Source organism: Pseudoalteromonas sp. PAB 2.2 (genome assembly GCF_001938575.1).
In the GTDB taxonomy this organism is placed as follows: domain Bacteria; phylum Pseudomonadota; class Gammaproteobacteria; order Enterobacterales; family Alteromonadaceae; genus Pseudoalteromonas; species Pseudoalteromonas lipolytica.
Map to the genome: position 1 here is coordinate 110,872 of NZ_LYPI01000012.1, position 22,994 is coordinate 133,865.

The following is a 22,994-nucleotide window of genomic DNA, read 5'->3' on the forward strand; positions in this document are numbered from 1 at the left end:
GAGAATGAAAATAACCGCAATCTCACAATTTAGCCATGACGACATAGAGTTAAAGCCTATTGAACGTGTTTATGATGGTTTTTTTAAGATCAATTTATATTGCTTTCGTCATGCACTGTTTGCCGGTGGACAGTCTGTCGAAGTAAAGCGTGAAATATTAGAACGAGGCCATGCGGTTGCCGTACTTCCTTATGATCCGGTGACTGATCAGGTGCTGTTAATTGAGCAAATACGCATTGGGGCATTGGCCTCAAAACACTCTCCTTGGTTACTTGAATGCATAGCGGGTATGGCTGATGGCAGTACTGACTATGAAGAAGTCGCCAAACGCGAAGCGTTTGAAGAGGCGGGGATTGAGCTTGATAAACTTGAATTCATGATGTCGTATCTTTCAAGTCCGGGTGGAACAACAGAGCGTTTGTTCTTGTATTTAGCCTATACTGACCTATCTCAATACCAAGGTGGTATTTTTGGTCTTGATAACGAAGATGAAGACATCAAAACACATATAATGTCATATGATGAATCCATGCTGCGATTGGAGCAAGGTGAAATAGACAATGCTGCAACGGTTATTTCGCTACAATGGTTAGCACTGAACAGGCAACGTATAGTGTCTGATTTGCAAAACGACTAACGAGTAGGGGGCATTTTGACGTACGTCACGGCTGAACAACGTTACATTCAGAGCTTACCTAAGTACTTAACTTTGTGTGAGCACAATTATGTGCGTGCATTAAAGTTACTTCCTCAAGAGCGTCAAGTTGACCAAGAACGCAAAGTTCAGTTGGGAAGTAGTACCTTTGTTGTCAAAATTGACAATACAGCAAAGTACACCATGGATATCTCGATTAGTCAGGAAGCGGGACACGTACATTCGGTTAAACCGCTGTATTTAACCGTTCGTATGTACCATGATGCGAAAGTCGCCGAAATAATTCATCATGATTTTCATCAGCGCATTAAACCTTCGTATGCTTATCCTAATCCAAATATGCATCAAAAAGACGAGAAATATCAGCTGAATGCTTTTTTATATGACTGGTTAGTGGCTTGTGTTGAAAATGGTCGCGCAGTATTAAATTGGGATGTTAACAATGGCTTGGTTTAGCGACGCTTACCATTTTGAAAAATCGCAGTTAACGGTTGCCCATGTTACAGATTGTCACTTATTTAAAGATCAAAGTGGCGAGTACTTTGGGGTTAATACCGCAGAGTATTTTGCACGTTGTTTAGCCGCAATTGCAGAGCATCAAGTCGACTGCGTTGTATTTGGTGGTGACTTAACGCAAGATCATAGCCGCGATTCATACCAGTTATTCGCTAAACTAATTGCGGATTCACCGCTGTTGTGTCCCGTATTTTGGTTGCCGGGTAATCACGATGAGTTACAGGAATACCATGCGATTGCGGGTCCTCACATTTTAAGCCATAAGCGAATTACTTTTCAGGGTGGGCAATTATTGTTGGCTAACTCGAAAGGCGCAACACCTGCGGGATGGGTAAAACAGGCGCATTTAGAGGAGCTTAGTAAGGGAGTGGATGACACACCTAGTGTGGTGTTTTGTCATCATAACCCATTACCTATAAACGGTTATCTTGATAAACACCTTCTTGAAAATGGCCCGCAATTGTTAAATGCGTTGGTGAACACTCATCACTGCATCGCGTTGTTTCATGGTCACGTTCATCATGATTATAAGTATGCATTTCGCGGCTTGAATATATACGCAACACCCGCAAGCTCCATCCAGTTTACCAAGCAAACTACACAGTGGCAGCAAGAGGATTTAGGGCCTGCTTTTCGTTTAATTACCCTAAACTTTGATGATACGCATAGCGTGCAGTTAACAACGGATGTAGTATGGCTAAACGGGTAATTTATATTCATGGTTTTAACAGCTCTGAAAAGTCTTATAAAGCGGTGCGTTTTGGTGAGCATATGGCGCAATTTGATGTTGACTATCAAGTGCCTCGTTTAACCCATGAGCCATTGCATGCCATGCTACAGCTAGAGCAGCTCATCACGGCAGATACCGTGTTGTTAGGCAGTTCGCTTGGTGGGTTTTATGCGACGTATTTGTCGCAGCGTTATGGCCTCCCTGCTGTTGTCATTAATCCCGCGGTTCGTCCTTTTGAGCTGCTTGATAATCTCTTGGGACCAAACTATAACCCGTATCAAAATGTTCATTATGAGCTTGATAAGCGGCATATGGATGCATTGCGCAGCTTGTATTTAGCGCAAATAAAAACGCCGTCATTACTCTATTTGTTACAGCAAACAGGCGACGAAGTACTGCCTTATCAAGAGGCGGTTAAATATTATTCTCAGTGTAAGCAACGCGTTGAATTTGGAGGCGATCATAGTTTTATCGGCTTCGAACAAACCTTTGCAAGTATTGTAGATTTTCTTAAAATCACGTAAAACATAGCTAAGCGCATAAAAGATATAAAAACTATGAGTCAGCAAAATTATAACGCCGAAGCAATTGAAGTCTTAAACGGGTTAGAACCTGTTAAACGCCGCCCTGGTATGTATACCGACACGGTGCGTCCTAATCACTTAGGCCAAGAGGTTATCGATAACAGTGTCGATGAAGCAATGGCAGGCCATGCAACAAAAATAGATGTCATTCTTCATGAAGATAACTCATTAGAAGTCATTGATGATGGCCGAGGGATGCCAATCGATATTCACCCTGAAGAAGGAATTCCCGGGGTAGAGCTTATTTTTACCAAGCTACATGCAGGTGGTAAGTTCTCAAATAAGAACTATCAATTCTCAGGTGGTTTGCACGGCGTAGGTATTTCGGTTGTGAATGCGCTATCTACTCGTGTTGAAGTGACTGTTCGCCGCGATGCGCAGCAATTTAGAATGGCCTTTGAACACGGCGATAAAGTCGAAGACTTAAACGTTATTGGCACGGTTGGTAAGCGTAATACCGGGACAACGGTTCGTTTTTGGCCTGATGCCAGCTATTTTGACTCAGCGAACTTTTCGATCACCAAACTTAATCACTTATTAAAAGCCAAAGCCGTATTATGCCCAGGTTTGCGCATCAAATTTACCAATAAGCAAACTAAAGAAACACTCGAGTGGTACTACGAAACAGGCCTAAAAGACTATTTAAATGAGGCTGTAAAAGGCTTTGATGTCTTGCCTAAAGAGCCGTTTATAGGTGAGTTTGCCAGCTCAACAGAAGGCGCTGATTGGGCAGTTGTGTGGTTACCTGATGGTGGTGAATCGATTGCCGAGAGCTATGTAAACTTAATTCCAACCGCACAGGGCGGAACCCATGTAAACGGCTTGCGCCAAGGGCTTTTAGAGGCGATGCGTGAGTTTTGTGAGTTCAGAAACTTACTGCCACGTGGTGTAAAACTAACTCCAGATGATATTTGGGAGCGTTGTAGTTATGTGCTGTCAGTTAAAATGCAAGACCCGCAATTTGCAGGTCAAACAAAAGAAAAGCTGTCTTCGCGTTCATGTGCTGCATTTGTGTCTGGTGTGGTGAAAGACTCATTTAGTTTATGGTTAAACGAGCACACCGAAACTGCCGAGTTACTTGCCGATTTATGTATCTCTAATGCGCAACGTCGTTTACGTGCAGCCAAAAAAGTAGTGCGTAAACGCATTACCTCAGGCCCTGCATTACCTGGTAAGTTAACAGATTGCAGCGCGCAAGATAATGACCGCACTGAACTGTTTTTAGTTGAGGGTGACTCGGCGGGTGGTTCGGCTAAACAAGCACGTGATCGCGAGTTCCAAGCGATTATGCCGCTGCGAGGTAAAATCTTAAATACGTGGGAAGTAGAGTCTGGGCAAATTTTGGCATCGCAAGAAGTTCACGATATTTCGGTAGCACTCGGCATTGACCCTGATTCAAGTGACCTATCTGGTCTGCGCTACAATAAAATCTGTATCTTAGCGGATGCTGACTCGGATGGATTACACATTGCCACCTTGTTGTGTGCATTGTTTGTGCGTCACTTTCCTGCGCTTATCAAAAAAGGCCATGTGTACGTGGCAATGCCCCCTTTATTTCGAATCGACATTGGTAAGGATGTGTATTACGCCCTTGATGAAGACGAAAAAAATGGCATTTTAGCCCGGATAGAAGCAGAGAAAAAACGCGGTAAAGTTAATGTACAACGCTTCAAAGGTCTTGGTGAGATGAATCCGCTGCAATTACGCGAAACCACCATGGATCCTAATACACGTCGCTTAGTGCAGCTAACACTTGATGAGGAAGAGCAAACCATGGAAATGATGGACATGTTGCTTGCTAAAAAGCGTTCTTCAGACCGTCGTCAGTGGCTAGAAGATCACGGTAATCGTGCACAAGTTTAAATATAGAGCTGCAACTTAGTTGCTGAAAATGAATTAAAAGGCAAGAAAAATGAAAAAAATACTGACTTCATTATTATCACTGAGCTTGTTGTCAGCGCCAGTGATGGCAAAAGATATTTTAGATAAACTAACGGTTGCAGATGGCTTTAACGTTAGTTTATTTGCAGATGATGTTGAGAATGCGCGTCAAATTGCCGTTTCTAAAAAAGGCATTGTGTATGTCGGCTCGCGAAAAGCGGGCAATGTTTATGCGCTTATCGATCATAACAGTGATGGTGTAGCAGATAAGAAAATTGTGATAGCCAAAGGGCTCGAAATGCCGTCGGGTTTAGCAATAAAAGACGGCGATTTATACGTTGCTGAAGTGTCACGTATTATTCGTTTTAAAGAAATTGATAAACATTTAAAAGCACCCAAATTTGAGGTGGTTTACGATAAGTTCCCAACCGATCGTCACCATGGCTGGAAGTTTATTAGCTTTGCGCCAACGGGGGAGTTAATTGTTCCTGTTGGTGTACCGTGTAATATTTGTGCAGAAGATGACAAGTACGGCCGTATTTTCTCTTTGGATGTTGATACCAAAGAAATTAAAACGATTGCCAAAGGTGTACGTAATTCAGTGGGCTTTGATTATCACCCAACTACCCATGCTTTTTGGTTCAGTGACAATGGCCGTGACATGATGGGCGATGACATGCCTCCATGCGAGATTAACCGAGTAGGTGAAGGAGAAGAAGGCGCTCATTACGGTTTCCCTTATGTGCATGCAGGGGCTATTTTAGACCCTGAATTTGGCAAAGGTAAGCGTATTGCTGATTACAAATCACCTGCACTGGCGCTGGGGGCGCATGTTGCACCACTCGGTATTCATTTCTACAACGGTAAGCAATTTCCGGCCAACTACAAAGAACAGTTATTTGTTGCTGAGCATGGTTCGTGGAATCGTTCGAAAAAGTCGGGTTATAGAGTCATGCTAGCCAATGTTGAACAAGGCCGTATTACAAAGTACACCCCATTCATTACTGGCTTTATGCAAAATGAAGAAACATTTGGTCGCCCAGTTGCATTTGCAGAACTTGCAGATGGCAGCTTATTGATCTCAGACGATTACGCTAATGCGATTTACCGCGTTAGCGCTAAGAAAAAATAGGTAAGCGTTAATGAGTGATACAGATACCTTGCTGATGCAGGGCATAGAACAACAAACAATGGGGCGCTTTACTGAAGACGCCTATTTAAATTATTCGATGTACGTCATTATGGACCGCGCCTTACCGCATGTAGGCGATGGTCTAAAACCTGTACAGCGCCGTATTATTTATGCGATGAGTGAGCTGGGCTTATCGGCACAAGCAAAATATAAAAAATCAGCGCGTACCGTGGGTGATGTTTTAGGTAAATACCATCCACATGGTGACAGCGCATGTTACGAAGCCATGGTCTTAATGGCGCAGCCGTTTTCTTACCGTTATCCGCTGGTGGATGGGCAAGGTAACTGGGGGGCAGCGGATGATCCTAAGTCATTTGCTGCAATGCGTTATACCGAAGCACGATTATCAAAGTTCTCAGAAGTTTTACTTAAAGAGCTTGGGCAGGGAACTGTTGATTGGACGGCTAACTTTGATGGCACATTAGATGAGCCGATGGTGCTGCCTGCTCGTTTACCGCATATTTTACTTAATGGTGTGACGGGTATTGCGGTGGGGATGGCAACCGATATTCCACCACACAATGTGCGAGAAGTGGCGAGTGCATGTTGTTTATTACTCGATAAACCAAAAACTGAAATCGAAGAACTGCTAGAATTAGTGCATGCGCCTGATTACCCAACAGAAGCTGAGATCATCACACCAAAAGACGATATTCGTAAAATTTATCAAACTGGTCGTGGTTCAATTAAAATGCGTGCAATCTACACCGAAGAACATGGTGATATTGTTATTACGGCGCTACCGCACCAATGTTCAGGTGCTAAGGTACTTGAACAAATAGCTGCGCAAATGAATGCGAAAAAGCTGCCAATGGTGGCAGATTTACGTGATGAATCTGATCACGAAAACCCAACGCGTATCGTTATTGTACCGCGCTCAAATCGCATTAAAGCAGAGCCATTAATGGCTCACTTATTTGCGACAACCGATTTAGAAAAGAACTACCGCGTAAACTTAAATATGCTGGGTTTAGATGGACGCCCACAAGTAAAAGATTTACTCAGCATTTTAACTGAATGGTTAACGTTCCGCCGTGAAACAGTACGTCGTCGTTTACAGTACCGTTTAGATAAAGTACTTGCGCGCTTACATATTTTAGAAGGTTTATTAACTGCTTTCTTAAATATTGATGAAGTGATTGAAATCATCCGTACTGAAGATAAGCCAAAGCCAGTGCTGATGGAGCGTTTCGCAATAACAGACACGCAAGCCGAAGCGATTTTAGAATTAAAACTACGTCACTTAGCGAAACTTGAAGAGTTTAAAATTAAAGGCGAGCAGGATGAGCTTGCCAAAGAGCGTGATAAATTAGAGCAAACGCTAGGGTCAGATCGTCGTATGTCGACGTTAATGAAGAAAGAAATTCAAGAAGCTGCTGAAATGTACGGAGATGATCGTCGTTCGCCTGTTGTTGAGCGTGTTGAAGCAAAAGCGTTGAGCGAGAAAGATCTTATTCCATCAGAATCAGTCACTGTTGTGCTGTCTGAAAAAGGCTGGGCACGTGTCGGTAAAGGCCATGATTTAGATGTGGAAGGACTCAGCTATAAATCGGGCGATAACTACAAAGCATCGGCGCGAGGTAAGAGCAACCAGCCTGCGGTGTTCCTTGACTCAAGTGGTCGAGCATTTGCCACGGATGCGCACAGCTTACCGTCAGCGCGAAGCCAAGGTGAGCCAATGACAGGGCGCTTTAATTTAAGCTCTGGGGCTAACTTTGAACATGTGGTGATGGCAGAAGACAATCAAGTATTATTGATGGCTTCAGATGCAGGTTATGGCTTTATTAGCGACTTTAAAGATCTTGTTAGTAAGAATAAGAATGGTAAAGCGCTGGTTAGCGTGCCTAAAGGCGGAGAGCTACTTGCTCCTATCCGTGTGAGTGATGTTGCGACAGATTACTGTATGGCGATTTCAAATGAAGGCCGTATGCTGTTATTCCCATTACGTGATTTACCTAAGCTAAGCAAAGGCAAGGGAAACAAGATTATTTCTATTCCTAGTGCAAAAGTACAAGCCCGTGAAGAGTTTGTAAAAGTACTTGCGGTGGTGCCAGAGGGCAGCAGTGTGACACTTCATGCAGGCAAGCGTAAATTAACCTTAAAACCAAGTGATCTTGAGCATTATCATGGTGAGCGCGGTCGACGAGGTAATAAGCTACCACGCGGGTTACAGCGTGTAGATGAAGCGGTGGTAGAAATAACACACACCGATGAACCAGACGAATCCTCAACAGATTTGAGTGAATAAATTAAGAAGGCCTGCTAAGCAGGCCTTTTTTATTGCAACGAAAAGAGATTAATATCTTAGCGCACACATGTACGCCAAAAGCTATGGTAATGACATATTTCACGTTATAATGCGCGCTGATTTACTCGAGGAGAATCCGTTTGTTAGCTGTTTTTCGTATTATTATCATGGCGTTATTTATTGTTTTAAGCTGTGTGTTTGGTTTGCTTTTATGCATTTTTAAACCATTTCACAATAATAATGTGCACATTGTTTCAGGTTGGTTTAGTAAAATGGCGGTGTTGCTAGGCGTCAAGCTTGAGCTGACTTATCACCCTGACGCTAAAAATGTGGGTCCAGCAGTGTATGTAGCAAATCATCAAAACAACTACGACATATTCACCTTACCCGCGATGGTGCCAGAAAATTGTGTCAGCCTTGGTAAGAAAAGCTTAAAGTGGATTCCGTTTTTTGGTCAGCTATACTGGCTTTCAGGTAATATTTTAATTGACCGTGCAAACCGCTCAAAAGCAGCGGGTACCATTTCTAAATCAGCCGAAAAAATAAAGCAAAAAGGTCTGTCTGTGTGGATGTTCCCAGAGGGAACTCGGAGTTATGGTCGCGGTTTACTGCCTTTTAAAACGGGGGCATTTCATACCGCAATGAGTGCCGATGTCCCCATTGTGCCTGTTTGTATGAGTACCACGCATAAAACTATTAAGCTAAACCGCTTAGACAATGGTACAATTTACCTTGAAATGTTAGCGCCGATTTATCTTGATAAAGACGTAACTGCACGTGAGCATGCGTCGCATGTTCATAATATTATGGCTGCTAAAATAACTGAATTAGATGCTCAAGTGAGAAATAAATAATGGAAAATTGGCGCGAAATTAGTGAAGACATTGTTACTTCACTCCTTGAAGATGGCTCAGATCCTGAAGTACTGTATGAAGTTGAACATCACTTCGTAAGTGAAAACTTCGAAAAATTAGAGCAAGCTGCGCTAGCCGCATTTAAACTTGGCTACGATGTTGAAGAACCTGCAGAACTTGAGCTAGAAGATGGCCAAAAAGTATGGAGCTTTGACGTCGTTGTTGAAGCTGAGCTTGACGTTGAAGTCATAATGGAAGATGTTGATAAATTAGAAGCTCTTGCACAGCAATGTGACGTTGAGTATGACGGTTGGGGCACATACTTTCAGGAATAAAATGTAGCAGCGGGTTTACCCCGCGTTACTGTCTGAATTATGGCGCGATATACAATCGCGCTTATAATTTCCTAACCTCTAACCTCTAACCTCTAACCTCTAACCTCTAACCTCTAACCTCTAAAATTAACTCATACCTATTTCGTATTCGAGACTTGATCTATAGACATTTTTTTCGGTTGGGCGATAATGAAAACTCGATTTTTTATGCACTAACCTTTTTATGTTAATCACCTTACCGATTGCCGAACTTGTACCAGGGATGTTTGTTGACAGTGTCAGTAAGCAACAAGAACACATAAACAGTATTAAAATAAAAACGCGTGGTTTAGTGCGTGATAAAACCATTATTAAGCGTTTAATTTCTGAGGGCGTTGAAGAACTCCTTATCGATTTTGCTCAGAGTGATGTTGCGCTTCCTAAAAAATACCAACCAGTTGCAGAACCAAGCAAACCAATTGTAGAGCAAACTGACGCCCTTAATACTAAGTCGCACGCTGTAACGGTTGAGCAGGAGTTTCTTAAGGCGAGTGTTCACTACGAACAGTACAGCCGTAAATTACAAGCACTTTACTCAGACATCACCGCGGGTCTGAAAATGAATATGAGTTTATTAGATGATATTGCGGTTGATATTGTCGGCTCTGTGTTTCGAAATCACAATGCGCTGACGATATTAACGCGTCTTAAAGACAAGCATATCTATAATTGGCGTCATATGATTAATACCGCAATTTTAGTTAGTGTGTTTGCTAAGTATCTAGGCTACAAAGAAAAAACGATAAAAGAGCTTGCTATGGGGGCGCTTTTGCATGATATAGGGCAAGCAAAAATGCCGCAAGGAGTGCTATCAAAGCCCAGTGCATTGAATGACACAGAAATGCAGGTTGTTAGAAAACATGTCGCACAAAGCTTAGGTGTGATTAGAGGTGAAAAGGGAATTAGCCCTTTAATGCTTGATATGGTCGTTAATCATCATGAACGCTTAGATGGCAGTGGCTACCCGCGTGGCATTGGCGCTGAAAAGCTGAGTCGGCCAGCGCGAATGATGGCCATAGTCGATGTGTATGATGCAATGACAGCAGACCGCCCTCATCAATTAGGCGAAGAGCCTATCTCGGCATTACGTTACTTGTTGGCTAATAAGCACCTGTTTGACTCAGAACTTGTACAGCGGTTTATTAAGTGCTTGGGAGTACATCCAGTTGGCACAATTGTTAAGCTTAACAATGAACGTCTTGCGTTAGTGATGGAAGGGAATCACGAGAACCCTATAAAGCCTAAAGTAAAAATATTTTATAATGCTAAACACAAGCACCATATTACCGCTAAAGATGTTAATTTAAGCGAAAACCATGAATTAAAGATTGTTGCTAGTATCAAACCGCTTGATTACCAGCTTAATTTGGCTCGTTTGTTAAAAGAGCATTTGCTTGTTTAGCTTTAGTGCAGCGCTTTTTGGCATTACGTTTAGCTGAAATAAATGCACCACTAAAACAACTTACCATTAATACCAACCACAATAATGTGCCTTTTTCGACATGCAAAGCAACACAACACAACAATAACGACAGAACCGCGCTGCACATCGCACCTAACCAATACTGATTAACGGGGTTATCGCACTCACCGGCTTTGGTGCAAGCACAGTAGTTTGCTTTACAGAAGTAGTAAACACTGACTCCACATAAGAGCAATGCAGTAAAAATAAAAGCGATTTCCATAACCATGCCTGATCCATTAACACACTGTTTTTAGTCTAAAGCGATGCTAAAAAGATGTCAATGCAAATGATAATTGATATCAATTACTATTTGTTACCAGAGATCTGATGAGTTTTAATAAGTTGTTATCCTGTTGTTAAAATGTGGGTTTTTTACCTATTTCTAACGAAAAATTACAGTTTTTTGATCTTAATTAAGGTAATGTTCGAAAGTTTGTAATTATTAGAATAAAACATCTAATACCAACATGTAGCGCTAACTTTAAAAGCTAACTAGCTGGTTGCACTATAAATTGGTATCGCTAACGCATTAGATTGCAAGAGGACACAGATTTATGAAGTTCACTAAAACATTAATTGCAGCATCACTTGCTGTTGTTTCTGCTGACAGCTTTGCTGCAGCTTTCCAATTAGCAGAGCAAAATGTATCGGGTTTAGGCCGTGCATACGCAGGTGAAGCAGCCGTTGCTGATGATGCTTCAGTTGTAGCTCGTAACCCTGCACTTATGTCTTTATTCAAAGACAAGCAAATTTCAGTGGCAGGCATTGCTGTTATTCCAGACGTAAGCTTAAAAGGCCAGAGCGCTGCATATGGTTTAGATGCAAACTCAATTGATGATGATAGCATCGCTCCATCTGCATTTATTCCTGCAGGTTACTTCACCATGCCATTAAATGACAAAGTGTCGTTAGGTTTTGGTGCTTTTTCTAACTTTGGTCTTTCAACTGAGTTTAATGACGACTATGCGGCAGGCTCGATTGCGGGTGAAACTGAAATCGTAACTGTTAACATGAATGCCAGTGCATCGTACAAAATCAACGAGCAGTTCAGCGTAGGTCTTGGCTTAAACTATGTTTACGCTGATGCAAAAGTAGTTCGTAATGCCGGTGCTAACCCATTTGGTATCCCTGCGAATACGCAAATTGCTCACCTTGAAGGTGACGATTACGGTTTTGGTTGGAACGTGGGTGCAATGTACCAACTTGATGAAAATAACCGCTTTGGCTTTAGCTACCGCAGCGAAACAGATATCGATTTTGAAGGTGAGTACTCAAACCAATTACCTGCAGCTGTGGGTGGTTTAGCGGGCATGACTGTACCTGGCGAGCTAAAATTAACATTACCAGCGATTGCTGAGTTCTCTGGTTCACACCAATTAGACAAAAAGCTAGGCGTACACTACAGCATTTTATGGACTGGTTGGGATAGCTTCCAGAAATTAGAAGCGTATACACCAAGCCGTGAAACGCCTGTTTTCTCTAAAGAAGAGAATTTCTCTGATTCAATGCGTTACTCAATTGGTACTGACTATCAGTACAGCGATGCGTTATTACTTCGTGCAGGTATTGCTTACGATGAATCGCCAGCTGAACAATCACACCTTTCAATCTCTATTCCTGATACAGACCGTTTCTGGTTCTCGTTCGGTGGTAATTACGCATTCAGCGAAAACTCAAATATCGACTTAGGTGTGAGTATTCTTCGTGGTAAAACACAAAACTTCACTGAAAAAGATAGTTTAGCAGCGTCACTTGGCCAAAATGTTTCATGGGAATATGAATCAAAAGGTCATGCTGTACTATTAGGTGCTCAGTATAACTACACATTTTAATATTTAAGGCGATTTTTATACTGTGTAAAAATCGCTGATACTTATTAGAAATTAAAAAAGCCGCATCATGAAATACCATGATGCGGCTTTTTTGTAAGCGCGAATTAATCGCGCTTAGTGTATGGCGTTATAGGCTCTCTATTTTCGCCTTTTGCGCTAATAGTTTGTCTTTTGCATCTGTAAACTCAGCAAGCTTAGCGTGCTCTTTAGCAAGAACTGCTTCAGGTGCGTTGTTCACAAACTTTTCGTTGGCAAGTTTATTTTGTACTTGCGCTAAGCCTTTTTCAGCTTTTTCTAGCTGCTTAGCAATACGACCAAGCTCAGCTTCAACATCAATTAAGCCAGCCATTGGGATCATGATTTCCAAGTTGCCAACATACGATGTTGCACACGCTGGCGCATCGTCTTTATTTTCAAGCAGCGTGAACGCTTCAAGCTTAGCAAGTGATGCTAAGAATGCTTCGTTATCAGCTAAACGGCGCGTGTCTTCATCTGATGCATTAGCCAGTAAAACCGACAATGGTTTACTTGGGCTAATATCCATTTCACCACGGATATTACGGATAGCTAGAATGAACTGTTTAACCCACTCTAGGTCGTCCATTGCTTGGCTGTCGACGTTTGCAGCTGTGTATACAGGGAAAGCTTGCACCATAATACTGGTGTTTGCAGTTTCAATACCCGCCAGCGGAGCAACACGTTGCCAGATTGTTTCTGTGATATAAGGCATCATTGGGTGCATTAAGCGCAGTAAGCTTTCTAATACCGTGATAAGAGTATGACGCGTACCACGTTGTTGTGCTTCGTTGCCTTTGAATAATACCGGCTTAGTAAGCTCTAAATACCAATCACAGAACTGGTTCCATGTGAACTCGTAGATAGTGTTTGCAGCAAGGTCAAAACGGTAGTTTTCTAGGTGCTCTGTGTAGGTTTTAACCGTGGCTTCAAATTGACCTAAAATCCAACGGTCAGCCAGTGAATACTGCTTTTCAGCCTCAGTATTAAAACCACAATCTTGCTCTTCCGTATTCATTAATACGTAACGGCTCGCATTCCATAGTTTATTACAGAAGTTACGATAACCTTCAAGGCGGTTCATATCCCAGTTTATGTCACGGCCTGTTGAAGCCATTGCCGCTAATGTGAAACGTAGGGCATCTGTACCGTGTGCTTCAATACCATTTTCGAATGTTTTACGGGTATTCTTTTCAATCTTCTTCGCAAGCTGTGGCTGCATCATGTTGCCAGTGCGCTTTTCAACGAGACTTTCAAGGTCGATACCGTCAATCATATCGATAGGGTCAAGTACGTTACCTTTTGATTTAGACATTTTGTCGCCGTTTTCATCACGGATAAGACCGGTGACATAAACGGTTTTAAATGGAACTTGTGGCTTGCCGTCTTCATCTTTGATGAAGTGCATGGTCATCATGATCATACGCGCAACCCAGAAGAAGATAATGTCGAAACCGGTTACCAATACATCTGAAGGGTGGAAGGTTTTTAAATCATCTGTGTTTGCAGGCCAACCCTGTGTTGAGAAGGTCCACAGTGCTGATGAAAACCATGTATCAAGTACGTCTTCGTCTTGTTTAAGCGCCACGTTATCAGCAATGTTATTGTCGCGGCGAACTTCTGCTTCGTCACGGCCAACATACACGTTACCTTCGTTGTCGTACCAAGCTGGAATACGATGACCCCACCAAAGTTGACGTGAAATACACCAATCTTGTACGTCGTTCATCCACGAGAAGTACATGTTCTCATATTGTTGTGGTACAAATTTAATGTCGCCGTTTTTAACGGCTTCTTTGGCTGGTTCTGCAAGCGGTGCTACACGCACGTACCATTGGTCTGTTAGTAGAGGCTCAATTACCACACCAGAGCGGTCACCGTAAGGAACCGTTAGGCTGTGGTCTTCAATTTTTTCTAATAAACCCAGTTCTTCAAATTCGCTCACAATTGCCTTGCGTGCATCAAAACGGTCAAGACCGTGCAAGCGTTCAGGAATAGGTGCATCAAGCGCCAGCTCTTTACCGTCGAAAGTATAGCTTTCGCCTTGGCTTAATACTGCCGCATCTTTGTTGAAGATGTTGATCATAGGCAGTTGATGACGTTTGCCTACTTCGTTATCGTTAAAGTCGTGCGCTGGCGTGATTTTCACACACCCCGTGCCTTTTTCCATGTCGGCATGTTCATCGGCAACAATAGGAATACGACGATTGACGATAGGCAGTAAAATTTCTTTGCCGATCAGGTCTTGGTAACGCTCATCATCAGGGTTAACAGCCACGCCAGTATCACCTAACATGGTTTCTGGACGCGTTGTTGCTACGATGATGTAGTCTTTACCGTCTTGTGTTTTTACGCCATCAGCGAGTGGATAGCGAAGGTTCCACATATGGCCTTGCTTGTCTTTATTTTCAACTTCAAGATCAGAGATGGCTGTGTGTAACTTAGGATCCCAGTTTACTAGACGCTTACCACGGTAGATTAAATCGTCTTTATGAAGACGTACGAACACTTCTTTTACGGCTTCAGATAGACCTTCGTCCATAGTGAAACGTTCACGGTCCCAATCGACTGACGCACCTAAGCGACGTAATTGTTTGGTAATTGTGCCGCCAGAGTGATTTTTCCACTCCCAAATTTTGTCGATAAATGCATCACGACCTAAGTCATGGCGTGTTTTACCTTCTTCGGCAGCAAGCTTACGCTCAACCAGCATTTGTGTTGCGATACCTGCGTGGTCGGTACCTACTTGCCATAATGTGTTGTTGCCTTGCATACGCTTTAAACGTGTTAGCGTATCCATGATAGTGTCTTGGAATGCGTGGCCCATGTGTAAGCTACCCGTGACGTTTGGTGGCGGGATCATGATTGAGTATGCGTCACCTTGGCCAGATGGTTTAAAGTAGCCTTTTTCTTCCCAGTCTTGATATAAAGACTGTTCAATATCTTGCGGATTGTAGGTTTTATCCATTACACAGAACCTTAAATAAATGCTTAAATGTCAATTTCTTGCGTTGCAATATGGGCGCCCAGTTGGCGAAGCTTTTTAAACCGCTCACGGGCAGCTTGTTTAGCGGTTGGCTCAACGGGAACAAAGTCAAAAACTTGCTGAAAACGGCGAATAAAATCCGGCAGGTGTTCAGCTAAGTTGATTAATATCTTTCTGTTGCCGACAGGTGGCGTCATACCAATTTCTACTGGAGCGCCGCCTTTAGGGCCTTCACCTTGTAGGTTGTGTGGTATGAAACTATCTGGTTCAAATGACCAAATGATGTCGTCGATTGTGTGGGCCGTGTCGATGTTATCGGCGTAAATAAATACGCGATGACCAAGACGATACTGATCCGCAGCGATTTTAGCGGCAAGATCAAAACACGCTTTATCAGCTTGTTGGCTGTTATCATCTTGTTTTAGAACGTAAAATTGTGCGTTCATGCTCATTGTGACGGGCGTCCCCACAGATACACAGATCAAAGCAGAGATTTTGACATAGAACGCGTATTGCTTCAATTAATAAGGCGCCATTTGGCGCCTTATTTAGCGTTACTTACTCTGTAAATAACCTGCTTAGTCGTGGCTTGCTTCGCTAATGCCAGCACGGTTTAGTAAATACTGTGTCAACATTGGCACCGGACGACCCGTTGCACCTTTGTTTTTACCACCACTGCGCCATGCTGTACCGGCGATATCTAAATGGGCCCAATTGTATTTTTTGGTGAATTTAGACAAGAAACACGCAGCAGTAATTGTCCCAGCTGCACGGCCACCTAAGTTGGTGAAATCAGCAAATGGGCTTTCAAGTTGTTCTTGATAATCATCCCACAGTGGCAACTGCCATGCGCGGTCGCCACTTTGCTCAGATGCTTTAAGTAAGTCATGGGCAAGCGGGTTATGATTTGAAAGTAACCCCGTTGCATGCGAACCAAGCGCAATAATACAGGCACCCGTTAAGGTGGCTACATCGACCACGGTATCGGGTTCAAAGCGCTCAACATAGGTGAGTGCATCACACAGCACTAAACGGCCTTCTGCATCGGTATTTAACACTTCAACAGTTTGACCTGACATTGTCGTTAAAATATCACCCGGACGATAAGCATTTGAACCAGGCATGTTTTCACAACCAGCAAGCACACCAACCACATTAATAGGTAACTGCATTTGAGCCAATGCGCGCATTGTGCCAATAACCCCAGCTGCACCGCCCATGTCGTATTTCATTTCATCCATGGCTTCGCCTGGTTTGATTGAAATACCGCCAGAGTCAAAGGTTAAACCTTTACCAACGAGTACGATAGGGGCTTGGTCTTTGTCGGCACCTTGGTATTTAATCACCGACATCACAGACTCGTTCGCACTACCACGGCCGACAGCAAGGTATGAATTCATGCCAAGCTCAGCCATTTTTTCTTCACCAATAATTTCAACCGTGACATTGTCAAAGTTGTCGGCAAGCTCTTGTGCTTGCTCACCTAAATACGCTGGGTTACAGATATTAGGTGGCATATTGGCAACGTCTTTACATAATTTACTACCGGCTGCGATAGCTAAACCATGCTCAATTGCACTTTCGCCAATCGTGAGTTCACGGCGTGTCGGTACATTGAAGACAATTTTGCGTAATGGTCGACGAGGATCGCTTTTTTTACTTTTAAGCTGATTAAATGTGTATAAACAATCTTGTGTCGTTTCAACGGCTTGACGTACTTTCCAATAAGTATCACGGCTTTTAACGTGCTGCTCTGTTAAAAAGCATACCGCTTCCATAGAGCCTGTCTCGTTCAGCGTGTTAATGGTTTTAGAGATGATTTGTTTATATTGTTTGTCGTCCAACTCTCGCTCTTTACCACAGCCTACAAGTAAAACGCGTTCGCTCAGTACATTGGGTACATGATGCAACAACAATACTTGACCAGGCTTACCTTCAAGGTCGCCACGGCGCAGTAAATTTGAAATATAACCATCGCTGATTTTATCTAGCTGTTCACCAATGGGCGATAAACGACGTGGCTCATAAACGCCAACTACAATACATGCGCTACGTTGTTTTTCTGGACTACCACTTTTTACGCTAAATTCCATTGTCACTCCTGATTTTGAGTCGTATAACCTTAGTAAATAAGGGTAAGAAATTCATTTTCGAGTCCTTTCTTACATTTTTTAGTTTATTAACACTAATATTAGCTCATAAACTATGACTCTATTTACGTGTTTTTGAACTTTATCTTATTGTGAATATCAATATCACATAATAGATGCCATCTGTACTATAAATGCAAGATTATATGTTCTTGCTAGGTATGATATTTAATTGTGATGGCATATAATAAAGTGAGTAAAATAACTAGTTTACTCAAAATTTCTTACTATTCCAGTGAAACACGATGTTTAACAGGGGCGAGCATTGCTAATTTTCCGTTATTTGACCACTGAAGTCTTAAAGTCGCAGGTCGCCGTATTTTTAACTTTAATGACCATTTTTGTGTCGCAAAAGTTTGTGGTGATTTTAGGTGATGCCTCAGATGGAGGGCTTCCTGCAAAGCTTGTGCTTTCGATGATCGCGTTAAAACTACCGCAGCTTGCGTCGCTTATTCTCCCTTTGAGTATCTTTTTAGGCATTATTTTGGCCTATAGTCGTATTTATGCCGATAGCGAAATGACGGTGTTTAGAGCCTGTGGCGTCAGTGAATGGTATGTTGTGCGCGTCACGCTTATTTCAAGTACAGCGATGGCCATTCTTGCGGGTGCCTTAACACTGTACATTGCACCATGGGCGAGTGAGCAAGAGTATCAATTAAAAGAACAAGCAAAAGCCGATGCTGGTTTGTCTGCACTTCGAGCGGGTCGTTTTCAGCAAACAGGCAACGAAAAAGCCGTTGTCTTTATTCATAATATTGAAAACGGTGGTAAAGAACTTCACAAAGTTTTTGTTGCCCAGTTACCTGACCGTGAGAAAGGTGATTTGGCACGGTTAGTCTACGCAGAGCGTGGTGTCGTGATTGAACAAGATAACGGTGAGCAACAACTTATTTTGAATGATGGTAAGCGTTATGAAACAGACGGTGAATCTGCGGCGCTTAACCTGACAGAGTTTGATGGTTATAGCGTACAAATCCAAGACCAAGAAATTGAACATCAACGCCGTAAATTAGAAGCCGTACCAACGTTTGATTTATTTAAAATGAAAAGTGTAGAAGCGGTTGCTCAGTGGCAGTGGCGTATTGCAATACCGCTTTCGATTCCACTGCTTACTTTACTGGCCGTTCCGCTTAGTGTGGTTAACCCACGACAAGGTAAATTTGCTAAATTAGTGCCTGCAATCAGCTTGTATTTAGGGTATTTCATCCTTCTAAATGCCGCTAAATTTGCCGTTGAAGATGGTAAAATACCACCTTCAATTGGGCTGTGGTGGATTCATTTATCTGCCTTGTTTATTGGTGGTTTATTGATTATTAAAGGCCGCCCGCTCGGCGCATGGTTAAAAGCAGTGGTGACTAAGCGGGAGTTAAGCGCATGATGAAAACACTCGACTGGTATTTAGGCCGCAGCATTATTCAAACTACAGGATTTGCATTAATGGTGCTGGTTGGTATCAGTACCCTTATTAAATTTATTGAACAGTTAAAATCGGTAGGGCGTGGCAGTTATGATATTGCGACAGCACTTATTTACACTGTGTACAGCATGCCGGGAGACTTGGTTATTTTCTTTCCGATGGCAGCGCTCATTGGTGGCTTAACGGGACTCGGTGCTTTAGCATCAAACAGTGAGTTGGTGGTGATGCAGGCCGCGGGCATGTCGCGTTTACAGATTATTGCGTCGGTAATGAAAACTGCCATGTTTATGGCTATCTGTATGATGGCGCTTGGTGAGTGGGGAGCGCCCGAAGCACAGCTTAAAGCGAAAGAAATACGCAACCACGCTATTAACGGGGGCGATGTCTTTAATGCCAAACAAGGTGTATGGGCAAAAGATGGCAGCAACTTTATAAATATAGAAGATGTTGATCAGCAAGGCGTATTGCGTGGTGTACATATGTATCATTTTGATAAGTCATTGCAATTAACTCAAATAACGAAAGCAAAAGAAGCCGTAAACCAAAAAGATGGTTGGCTGTTGCGTGGCGTTAATAAAGTTAAAATCACGCCAGAACAGATTAGCACTGAACAGCAAACTGAAGAGTTTTACGATTCACAGTTAACAGCAGAAAAGTTAGGGGTTGTATCGGTAAAACCAGAAGCGTTATCGTTTACTGGGCTTTGGTCATATTTGAGTTTCCTAAAACAAAATGAACAAGATACCAGCACCTATGAGTTAGCATTGTGGCGCAAAGTAATGCAGCCTGTGTCTATCGCGGTGATGTTATTAGTGGCGTTGTCGTTTATATTTGGCCCACTGCGAACCGTTACAATGGGCGCTCGAATCATTATGGGGGTTATAACCGGCATTACCTTCCACTTAACCAATGAAATATTTGGCCCTGTGGTGATGGTATATCAAATTCCAGCGGTTGTCGGTGCGGTGTTGCCAAGCATTCTATTTATTGGTTTTGCGACCTACTTGCTAAATAAGCGTGTGTAGTAAACGTACTTAAATTACAAAAAAAGCGTGACTATCTAGTCACGCTTTTTTGTATCTACTGTCTCGCTTTACCAATCAGTGATTACACCAATAAGCTTAATTAAGCGAACTGCGCCTAATCCAATGAGCGATAAATGCGTTTATTTTCTTCTTTTGTGAGCGTAATTACTTCTGTTTTAGCTATGTAATCTTGCAGTGCACGCTTGTTTTTAAAATCAATCAGCACCACTAAATTACCCAAACCTAATAAAGCACAGATTGCTCTTAGCGCACCTTGTTGCCAGCTAATCAGCTTACCATCGAGGGTTTGTACTTTTAAGCGCCATGCGCGCATGCCTATGGTTTGCCCGCTTTTAGCCCAAAAGTAACTAAAAAATGCCACGCTCACTAACACCAGTAATCCACTACGGATGCCATAAAGCAAAGGGGAGTTTTGAATATACGCTGAGACATCCTCAGCATTGCCAATACTCAACACATCAAGTGAAATAAGTCCCTGAACAGCCAGTAGGTATAGCACAGTTGTGAGCATTGCAAAGGCAATCACAACCAAGGTGTCGTAAATTAACGAGGCAAAACGGCGCCAAAAACCGGCACGAGGAAACTCAGCTGACATAAACACTCTCATCCTATTAAATTGCGCTGTAGTTTAGCAAAGTCCTTAGCAAACAAGAAATACTTAGCGAGGGTTTCGCTTGTCGACAAACAGGTCTGACCTGCTATAGTTGAAAAAATAATAAAAAAGAGAGCCCTTCTATGTCTGTTTCTTCGAGTGAAACCCACGTGGTATTTAATCAACCCAAACCGCTTGAAAACTATAACGCGTACGAGGCTGACGACGTGTTGCAGTATTGGCAAAATTGTTTTGCGGGACAATGGGGAACAGCGCATCTTTCTGCTTTTGGGCAACAGGTGGGAGGGGAACTGTTACAAGCTGGGTTCTTGGCAAATAAGCATTTGCCTGAACTTAATACACATAACCGCTTTGGTGAGCGTATTGACCATGTTGATTACCATCCAAGTTATCATCAGCTTATGCAGCATGCCATAGCGCAAGGACACTGTGCCTTACCTTGGCAGCAAAAAAAGCAAGGCAGTCATGTTGTACGCGCGGTGATGGCTGTACTACATAATCATGCTGACCCAGGGTCAGGTTGCCCGCTAACGATGACCTTTGCGAGTGTGCCCGCTATTGCCAGTCAAGCCAATATCGCTGAAGTTTGGCTGCCAAAAATACTGGCCAATCATTATGATGGCGACAACAAGCCGTGGTTTGAAAAACAAGGTGTTACGATTGGTATGGCCATGACCGAAAAGCAAGGAGGCACCGATGTACGAGCAAATACCACCAAAGCAACACCACTAAATGAAGGCGGTGCAGGGCAGCTTTACGTGCTTGAAGGACACAAATGGTTTTGTTCAGCCCCCATGAGCGATGCTTTTTTAGTGCTCGCCTATGCCCCGAATTCGCAATTGTCGTGCTTTTTAGTGCCGCGCTGGCTTGAAAGTGGTGAAAAAAATGCCGTCTATATTCAGCGTTTAAAAAATAAATTAGGAAATCAGTCAAATGCCAGTTCTGAAATCGAGTTTAGATCAGCGCATGGCTGGATGTTGGGCGAACCAGGCAGTGGTATTAAGACGATTATTCAAATGGTCGCACTCACACGGTATGACTGTATGCTCGGCTCAAGTTCATTGATGATGCAAGCAGTAAAAGAAGCGGTATGGCACACATCAGAGCGCGCTGTTTTTGGAAAAAAACTGCATCAACAGCCATTAATGCTGAATGTCTTAGCTGATTTAGCCTTGGAAGCAGAGGCAGCGTTGGCAATCTCGATGCGGATTGCCCACGCACTTGATAAACAAGACGATGATAGCGAAGCTGCACTCGTTCGCAGTGCGACTGCGATTGGAAAGTACTGGATTTGCAAGCGTGCAGTTCAGCACACCTTCGAGGCGATGGAATGCATTGGTGGAGTAGGTTATGTGCAAGACAATATTGCCAGTCGCCTTTATAAAGAAGCCCCTGTTAATTCAATTTGGGAAGGGTCAGGTAACGTGCAATGCTTAGATCTAATGCGCGTGTTTAACCGCGAGCCAGAATCGTTAACGGCGCTTATGAAGGAGCTTGAAAAAGCACGTGCACTAAACAGTGATTACGCCGATAAGCTTGATGAATTGCAGGCATTACTAACCGATACGTCACATTTAGAAATACAGGCTCGGCGGATCATTGAGCGCTTAGCACAGCTTTGGCAAGCCGCAACGCTCTTGCAGTTTGGTGAACCCATTATCGCACACGCATTTGTAACAAGCCGTTTGAAAGGTCCTCACTTTTCGCAGTATGGTTGTTTAAGCCATGAAATAGACTGTCAGGCCATTGTTTCTCGAATGATGCCAAAGCACACTGGTTAACAACTTGTTTAATAATTGTGCGGTTGATTCATCAGGCCGCATAAAACGCTTGCTGCCTCACCCATTCTTTGTATAATGCTTGGCATAGAGACAAAAGCAGTTAAAAAGCTTATTGCTCTAAAGTGGTTTTTCTTTATCTTCTCGTGTTTAGAAGGTTAAAGAAAAATGAAGCCAGTGTGATGGAATTGGTAGACATGACGGATTCAAAATCCGTTGCCTTCGGGCGTGGCGGTTCAAGTCCGCCCACTGGTACCACTTTTTAACCTCAGCACCTTTTGCTGGGGTTTTTTTATGCCTGAAATAAATCAGTTATGTGTCTTATGTTGTGTGTTCGTGTTTTTGAGTAACACACGGGGTGTGGCAATTAGGCAAGTAAAGTCTGCGCATCGTGTCTTTTTGCCTGCGTACCTTTTAACCACTGCATCTTTTAACCAACGTAACTTTAAACATTCGTGCCTTTTGCAAGAGGGGGCATAAAGACAGCTTTCAGTATAATTCCATGGCTAACCTTTCATTCATTTTCTTCTGGCATGCTCTGATTGCCCCTATAAAATCCTTTTTGTTCTATTATTAATCACAGGTGTTCAAACAATGTTGAGTAATTAAATAACCCCTGATTTTGTGTGTCTACTTGATTGAAAATTAATCATAATGG

The 22,994-nt window shown here is 42.8% G+C and carries 19 protein-coding genes and 1 tRNA gene; 15 read left to right on the plus strand and 5 right to left on the minus strand.

Translation table 11 applies throughout. The features are described 5' to 3' along the window. Positions 1–4: 4 nt before the first annotated feature. The 10 genes from BWD47_RS11850 (at position 5) to BWD47_RS11895 (ending at position 10,436) form a co-directional block, all read left to right on the plus strand. Positions 5–637 carry an NUDIX domain-containing protein gene (locus tag BWD47_RS11850; RefSeq protein WP_075594034.1) on the plus strand — a complete coding sequence of 211 codons (633 nt, stop codon included), beginning with the start codon at positions 5–7 and terminating at the stop codon, positions 635–637. A gap of 15 nt (positions 638–652) precedes the next feature. After that, complete coding sequence (locus tag BWD47_RS11855; RefSeq protein ID WP_036966122.1) at positions 653–1,111, plus strand: DUF1249 domain-containing protein; 459 nt, start codon at positions 653–655, stop codon at positions 1,109–1,111. Further along, positions 1,098–1,880 (plus strand): metallophosphoesterase, encoded by a 783-nt coding sequence (locus BWD47_RS11860; RefSeq protein ID WP_074988928.1) that lies wholly within the window; start codon positions 1,098–1,100, stop codon positions 1,878–1,880. The genes BWD47_RS11855 and BWD47_RS11860 overlap by 14 nt, the downstream gene beginning before the upstream one ends. Beyond that, the gene (locus tag BWD47_RS11865) at positions 1,865–2,425 is read left to right on the plus strand and encodes a YqiA/YcfP family alpha/beta fold hydrolase (protein ID WP_036966129.1); all 561 of its coding nucleotides are present in this window, start codon (positions 1,865–1,867) and stop codon (positions 2,423–2,425) included. Before BWD47_RS11860 ends, BWD47_RS11865 begins: the two co-directional genes overlap by 16 nt. Positions 2,426–2,458: 33 nt before the next feature. Beyond that, positions 2,459–4,348, plus strand: a complete 1,890-nt coding sequence (parE, locus tag BWD47_RS11870; RefSeq protein WP_036966132.1) for a DNA topoisomerase IV subunit B — start codon at positions 2,459–2,461, stop codon at positions 4,346–4,348. A 49-nt stretch (positions 4,349–4,397) separates the two neighbouring features. Beyond that, the gene (locus tag BWD47_RS11875; protein ID WP_036966136.1) at positions 4,398–5,498 is read left to right on the plus strand and encodes a sorbosone dehydrogenase family protein; all 1,101 of its coding nucleotides are present in this window, start codon (positions 4,398–4,400) and stop codon (positions 5,496–5,498) included. 10 nt (positions 5,499–5,508) lie between these two features. Continuing rightward, on the plus strand, positions 5,509–7,806 hold the full coding sequence (gene parC / locus BWD47_RS11880; RefSeq protein ID WP_036966139.1) for a DNA topoisomerase IV subunit A: 2,298 nt from the start codon (positions 5,509–5,511) through the stop codon (positions 7,804–7,806). Between the two features lie 140 nt (positions 7,807–7,946). After that, positions 7,947–8,660: a 1-acylglycerol-3-phosphate O-acyltransferase gene (locus tag BWD47_RS11885; RefSeq protein WP_036966142.1), complete on the plus strand. Its 714-nt coding sequence runs from the start codon at positions 7,947–7,949 to the stop codon at positions 8,658–8,660. Then, positions 8,660–8,995 carry a ribonuclease E inhibitor RraB gene (gene rraB / locus BWD47_RS11890; RefSeq protein ID WP_036966145.1) on the plus strand — a complete coding sequence of 112 codons (336 nt, stop codon included), beginning with the start codon at positions 8,660–8,662 and terminating at the stop codon, positions 8,993–8,995. The genes BWD47_RS11885 and rraB overlap by 1 nt, the downstream gene beginning before the upstream one ends. Before the next feature lie 223 nt (positions 8,996–9,218). Next, positions 9,219–10,436, plus strand: a complete 1,218-nt coding sequence (locus tag BWD47_RS11895) for an HD-GYP domain-containing protein (protein ID WP_075594035.1) — start codon at positions 9,219–9,221, stop codon at positions 10,434–10,436. Here BWD47_RS11895 and BWD47_RS11900 read toward each other — a convergent pair. Then, entirely contained in the window at positions 10,396–10,719 is a 324-nt protein-coding gene (locus tag BWD47_RS11900; RefSeq protein ID WP_036966150.1) for a hypothetical protein, read from the minus strand. The genes BWD47_RS11895 and BWD47_RS11900 overlap by 41 nt on opposite strands. Before the next feature lie 334 nt (positions 10,720–11,053). On the opposite strand from BWD47_RS11900, the gene BWD47_RS11905 reads away from it, so the two are divergent. Beyond that, complete coding sequence (locus tag BWD47_RS11905) at positions 11,054–12,331, plus strand: outer membrane protein transport protein (protein ID WP_065979699.1); 1,278 nt, start codon at positions 11,054–11,056, stop codon at positions 12,329–12,331. Positions 12,332–12,458: 127 nt separating this feature from the next. Here the strand turns inward: BWD47_RS11905 and BWD47_RS11910 are convergent, their stop codons facing one another. From BWD47_RS11910 to pepA, 3 genes are all read right to left on the minus strand, one after another. Beyond that, a complete protein-coding gene (locus BWD47_RS11910; protein ID WP_065979700.1) occupies positions 12,459–15,314 on the minus strand; it encodes a valine--tRNA ligase in 2,856 nt (951 codons plus the stop codon). Positions 15,315–15,337: 23 nt separating this feature from the next. Continuing rightward, on the minus strand, positions 15,338–15,784 hold the full coding sequence (locus BWD47_RS11915; protein WP_036966161.1) for a DNA polymerase III subunit chi: 447 nt from the start codon (positions 15,782–15,784) through the stop codon (positions 15,338–15,340). 126 nt (positions 15,785–15,910) lie between these two features. After that, complete coding sequence (gene pepA, locus BWD47_RS11920) at positions 15,911–17,425, minus strand: leucyl aminopeptidase (protein ID WP_036966165.1); 1,515 nt, start codon at positions 17,423–17,425, stop codon at positions 15,911–15,913. 322 nt (positions 17,426–17,747) lie between these two features. Here pepA and lptF point away from each other — a divergent pair, with 322 nt between their 5' ends. Then, positions 17,748–18,860, plus strand: coding sequence for an LPS export ABC transporter permease LptF (gene lptF, locus BWD47_RS11925; RefSeq protein ID WP_036966168.1), 1,113 nt, complete (start codon positions 17,748–17,750; stop codon positions 18,858–18,860). Then, positions 18,857–19,924 (plus strand): LPS export ABC transporter permease LptG, encoded by a 1,068-nt coding sequence (gene lptG / locus BWD47_RS11930; RefSeq protein ID WP_075594036.1) that lies wholly within the window; start codon positions 18,857–18,859, stop codon positions 19,922–19,924. The genes lptF and lptG overlap by 4 nt, the downstream gene beginning before the upstream one ends. A 115-nt stretch (positions 19,925–20,039) precedes the next feature. Here the strand turns inward: lptG and BWD47_RS11935 are convergent, their stop codons facing one another. Beyond that, a complete protein-coding gene (locus BWD47_RS11935) occupies positions 20,040–20,540 on the minus strand; it encodes an RDD family protein (RefSeq protein ID WP_036966174.1) in 501 nt (166 codons plus the stop codon). 140 nt (positions 20,541–20,680) lie between these two features. Here BWD47_RS11935 and BWD47_RS11940 point away from each other — a divergent pair, with 140 nt between their 5' ends. Both BWD47_RS11940 and BWD47_RS11945 read left to right on the plus strand, forming a co-directional pair. After that, positions 20,681–22,339: an acyl-CoA dehydrogenase family protein gene (locus tag BWD47_RS11940; RefSeq protein ID WP_065979701.1), complete on the plus strand. Its 1,659-nt coding sequence runs from the start codon at positions 20,681–20,683 to the stop codon at positions 22,337–22,339. A gap of 170 nt (positions 22,340–22,509) precedes the next feature. Then, positions 22,510–22,594: transfer RNA gene (locus BWD47_RS11945), tRNA-Leu, on the plus strand. The last annotated feature ends 400 nt before the right edge of the window (positions 22,595–22,994 follow it).

Bases quoted from the DNA above. Each gene is read 5' to 3' on its own strand.
- BWD47_RS11915 (WP_036966161.1), bottom strand. From the start codon at position 15,784: ATGAGCATGAACGCACAATTTTACGTTCTAAAACAAGATGATAACAGC.
- lptG (WP_075594036.1), top strand. From the start codon at position 18,857: ATGATGAAAACACTCGACTGGTATTTAGGCCGCAGCATTATTCAAACT.
- parE (WP_036966132.1), top strand. From the start codon at position 2,459: ATGAGTCAGCAAAATTATAACGCCGAAGCAATTGAAGTCTTAAACGGG.
- pepA (WP_036966165.1), bottom strand. From the start codon at position 17,425: ATGGAATTTAGCGTAAAAAGTGGTAGTCCAGAAAAACAACGTAGCGCA.
- BWD47_RS11875 (WP_036966136.1), top strand. From the start codon at position 4,398: ATGAAAAAAATACTGACTTCATTATTATCACTGAGCTTGTTGTCAGCG.
- BWD47_RS11865 (WP_036966129.1), top strand. From the start codon at position 1,865: ATGGCTAAACGGGTAATTTATATTCATGGTTTTAACAGCTCTGAAAAG.
- BWD47_RS11850 (WP_075594034.1), top strand. From the start codon at position 5: ATGAAAATAACCGCAATCTCACAATTTAGCCATGACGACATAGAGTTA.
- rraB (WP_036966145.1), top strand. From the start codon at position 8,660: ATGGAAAATTGGCGCGAAATTAGTGAAGACATTGTTACTTCACTCCTT.
- BWD47_RS11860 (WP_074988928.1), top strand. From the start codon at position 1,098: ATGGCTTGGTTTAGCGACGCTTACCATTTTGAAAAATCGCAGTTAACG.
- BWD47_RS11900 (WP_036966150.1), bottom strand. From the start codon at position 10,719: ATGGAAATCGCTTTTATTTTTACTGCATTGCTCTTATGTGGAGTCAGT.
- BWD47_RS11895 (WP_075594035.1), top strand. From the start codon at position 9,219: ATGTTAATCACCTTACCGATTGCCGAACTTGTACCAGGGATGTTTGTT.
- BWD47_RS11910 (WP_065979700.1), bottom strand. From the start codon at position 15,314: ATGGATAAAACCTACAATCCGCAAGATATTGAACAGTCTTTATATCAA.
- parC (WP_036966139.1), top strand. From the start codon at position 5,509: ATGAGTGATACAGATACCTTGCTGATGCAGGGCATAGAACAACAAACA.
- BWD47_RS11905 (WP_065979699.1), top strand. From the start codon at position 11,054: ATGAAGTTCACTAAAACATTAATTGCAGCATCACTTGCTGTTGTTTCT.
- BWD47_RS11940 (WP_065979701.1), top strand. From the start codon at position 20,681: ATGTCTGTTTCTTCGAGTGAAACCCACGTGGTATTTAATCAACCCAAA.
- BWD47_RS11935 (WP_036966174.1), bottom strand. From the start codon at position 20,540: ATGTCAGCTGAGTTTCCTCGTGCCGGTTTTTGGCGCCGTTTTGCCTCG.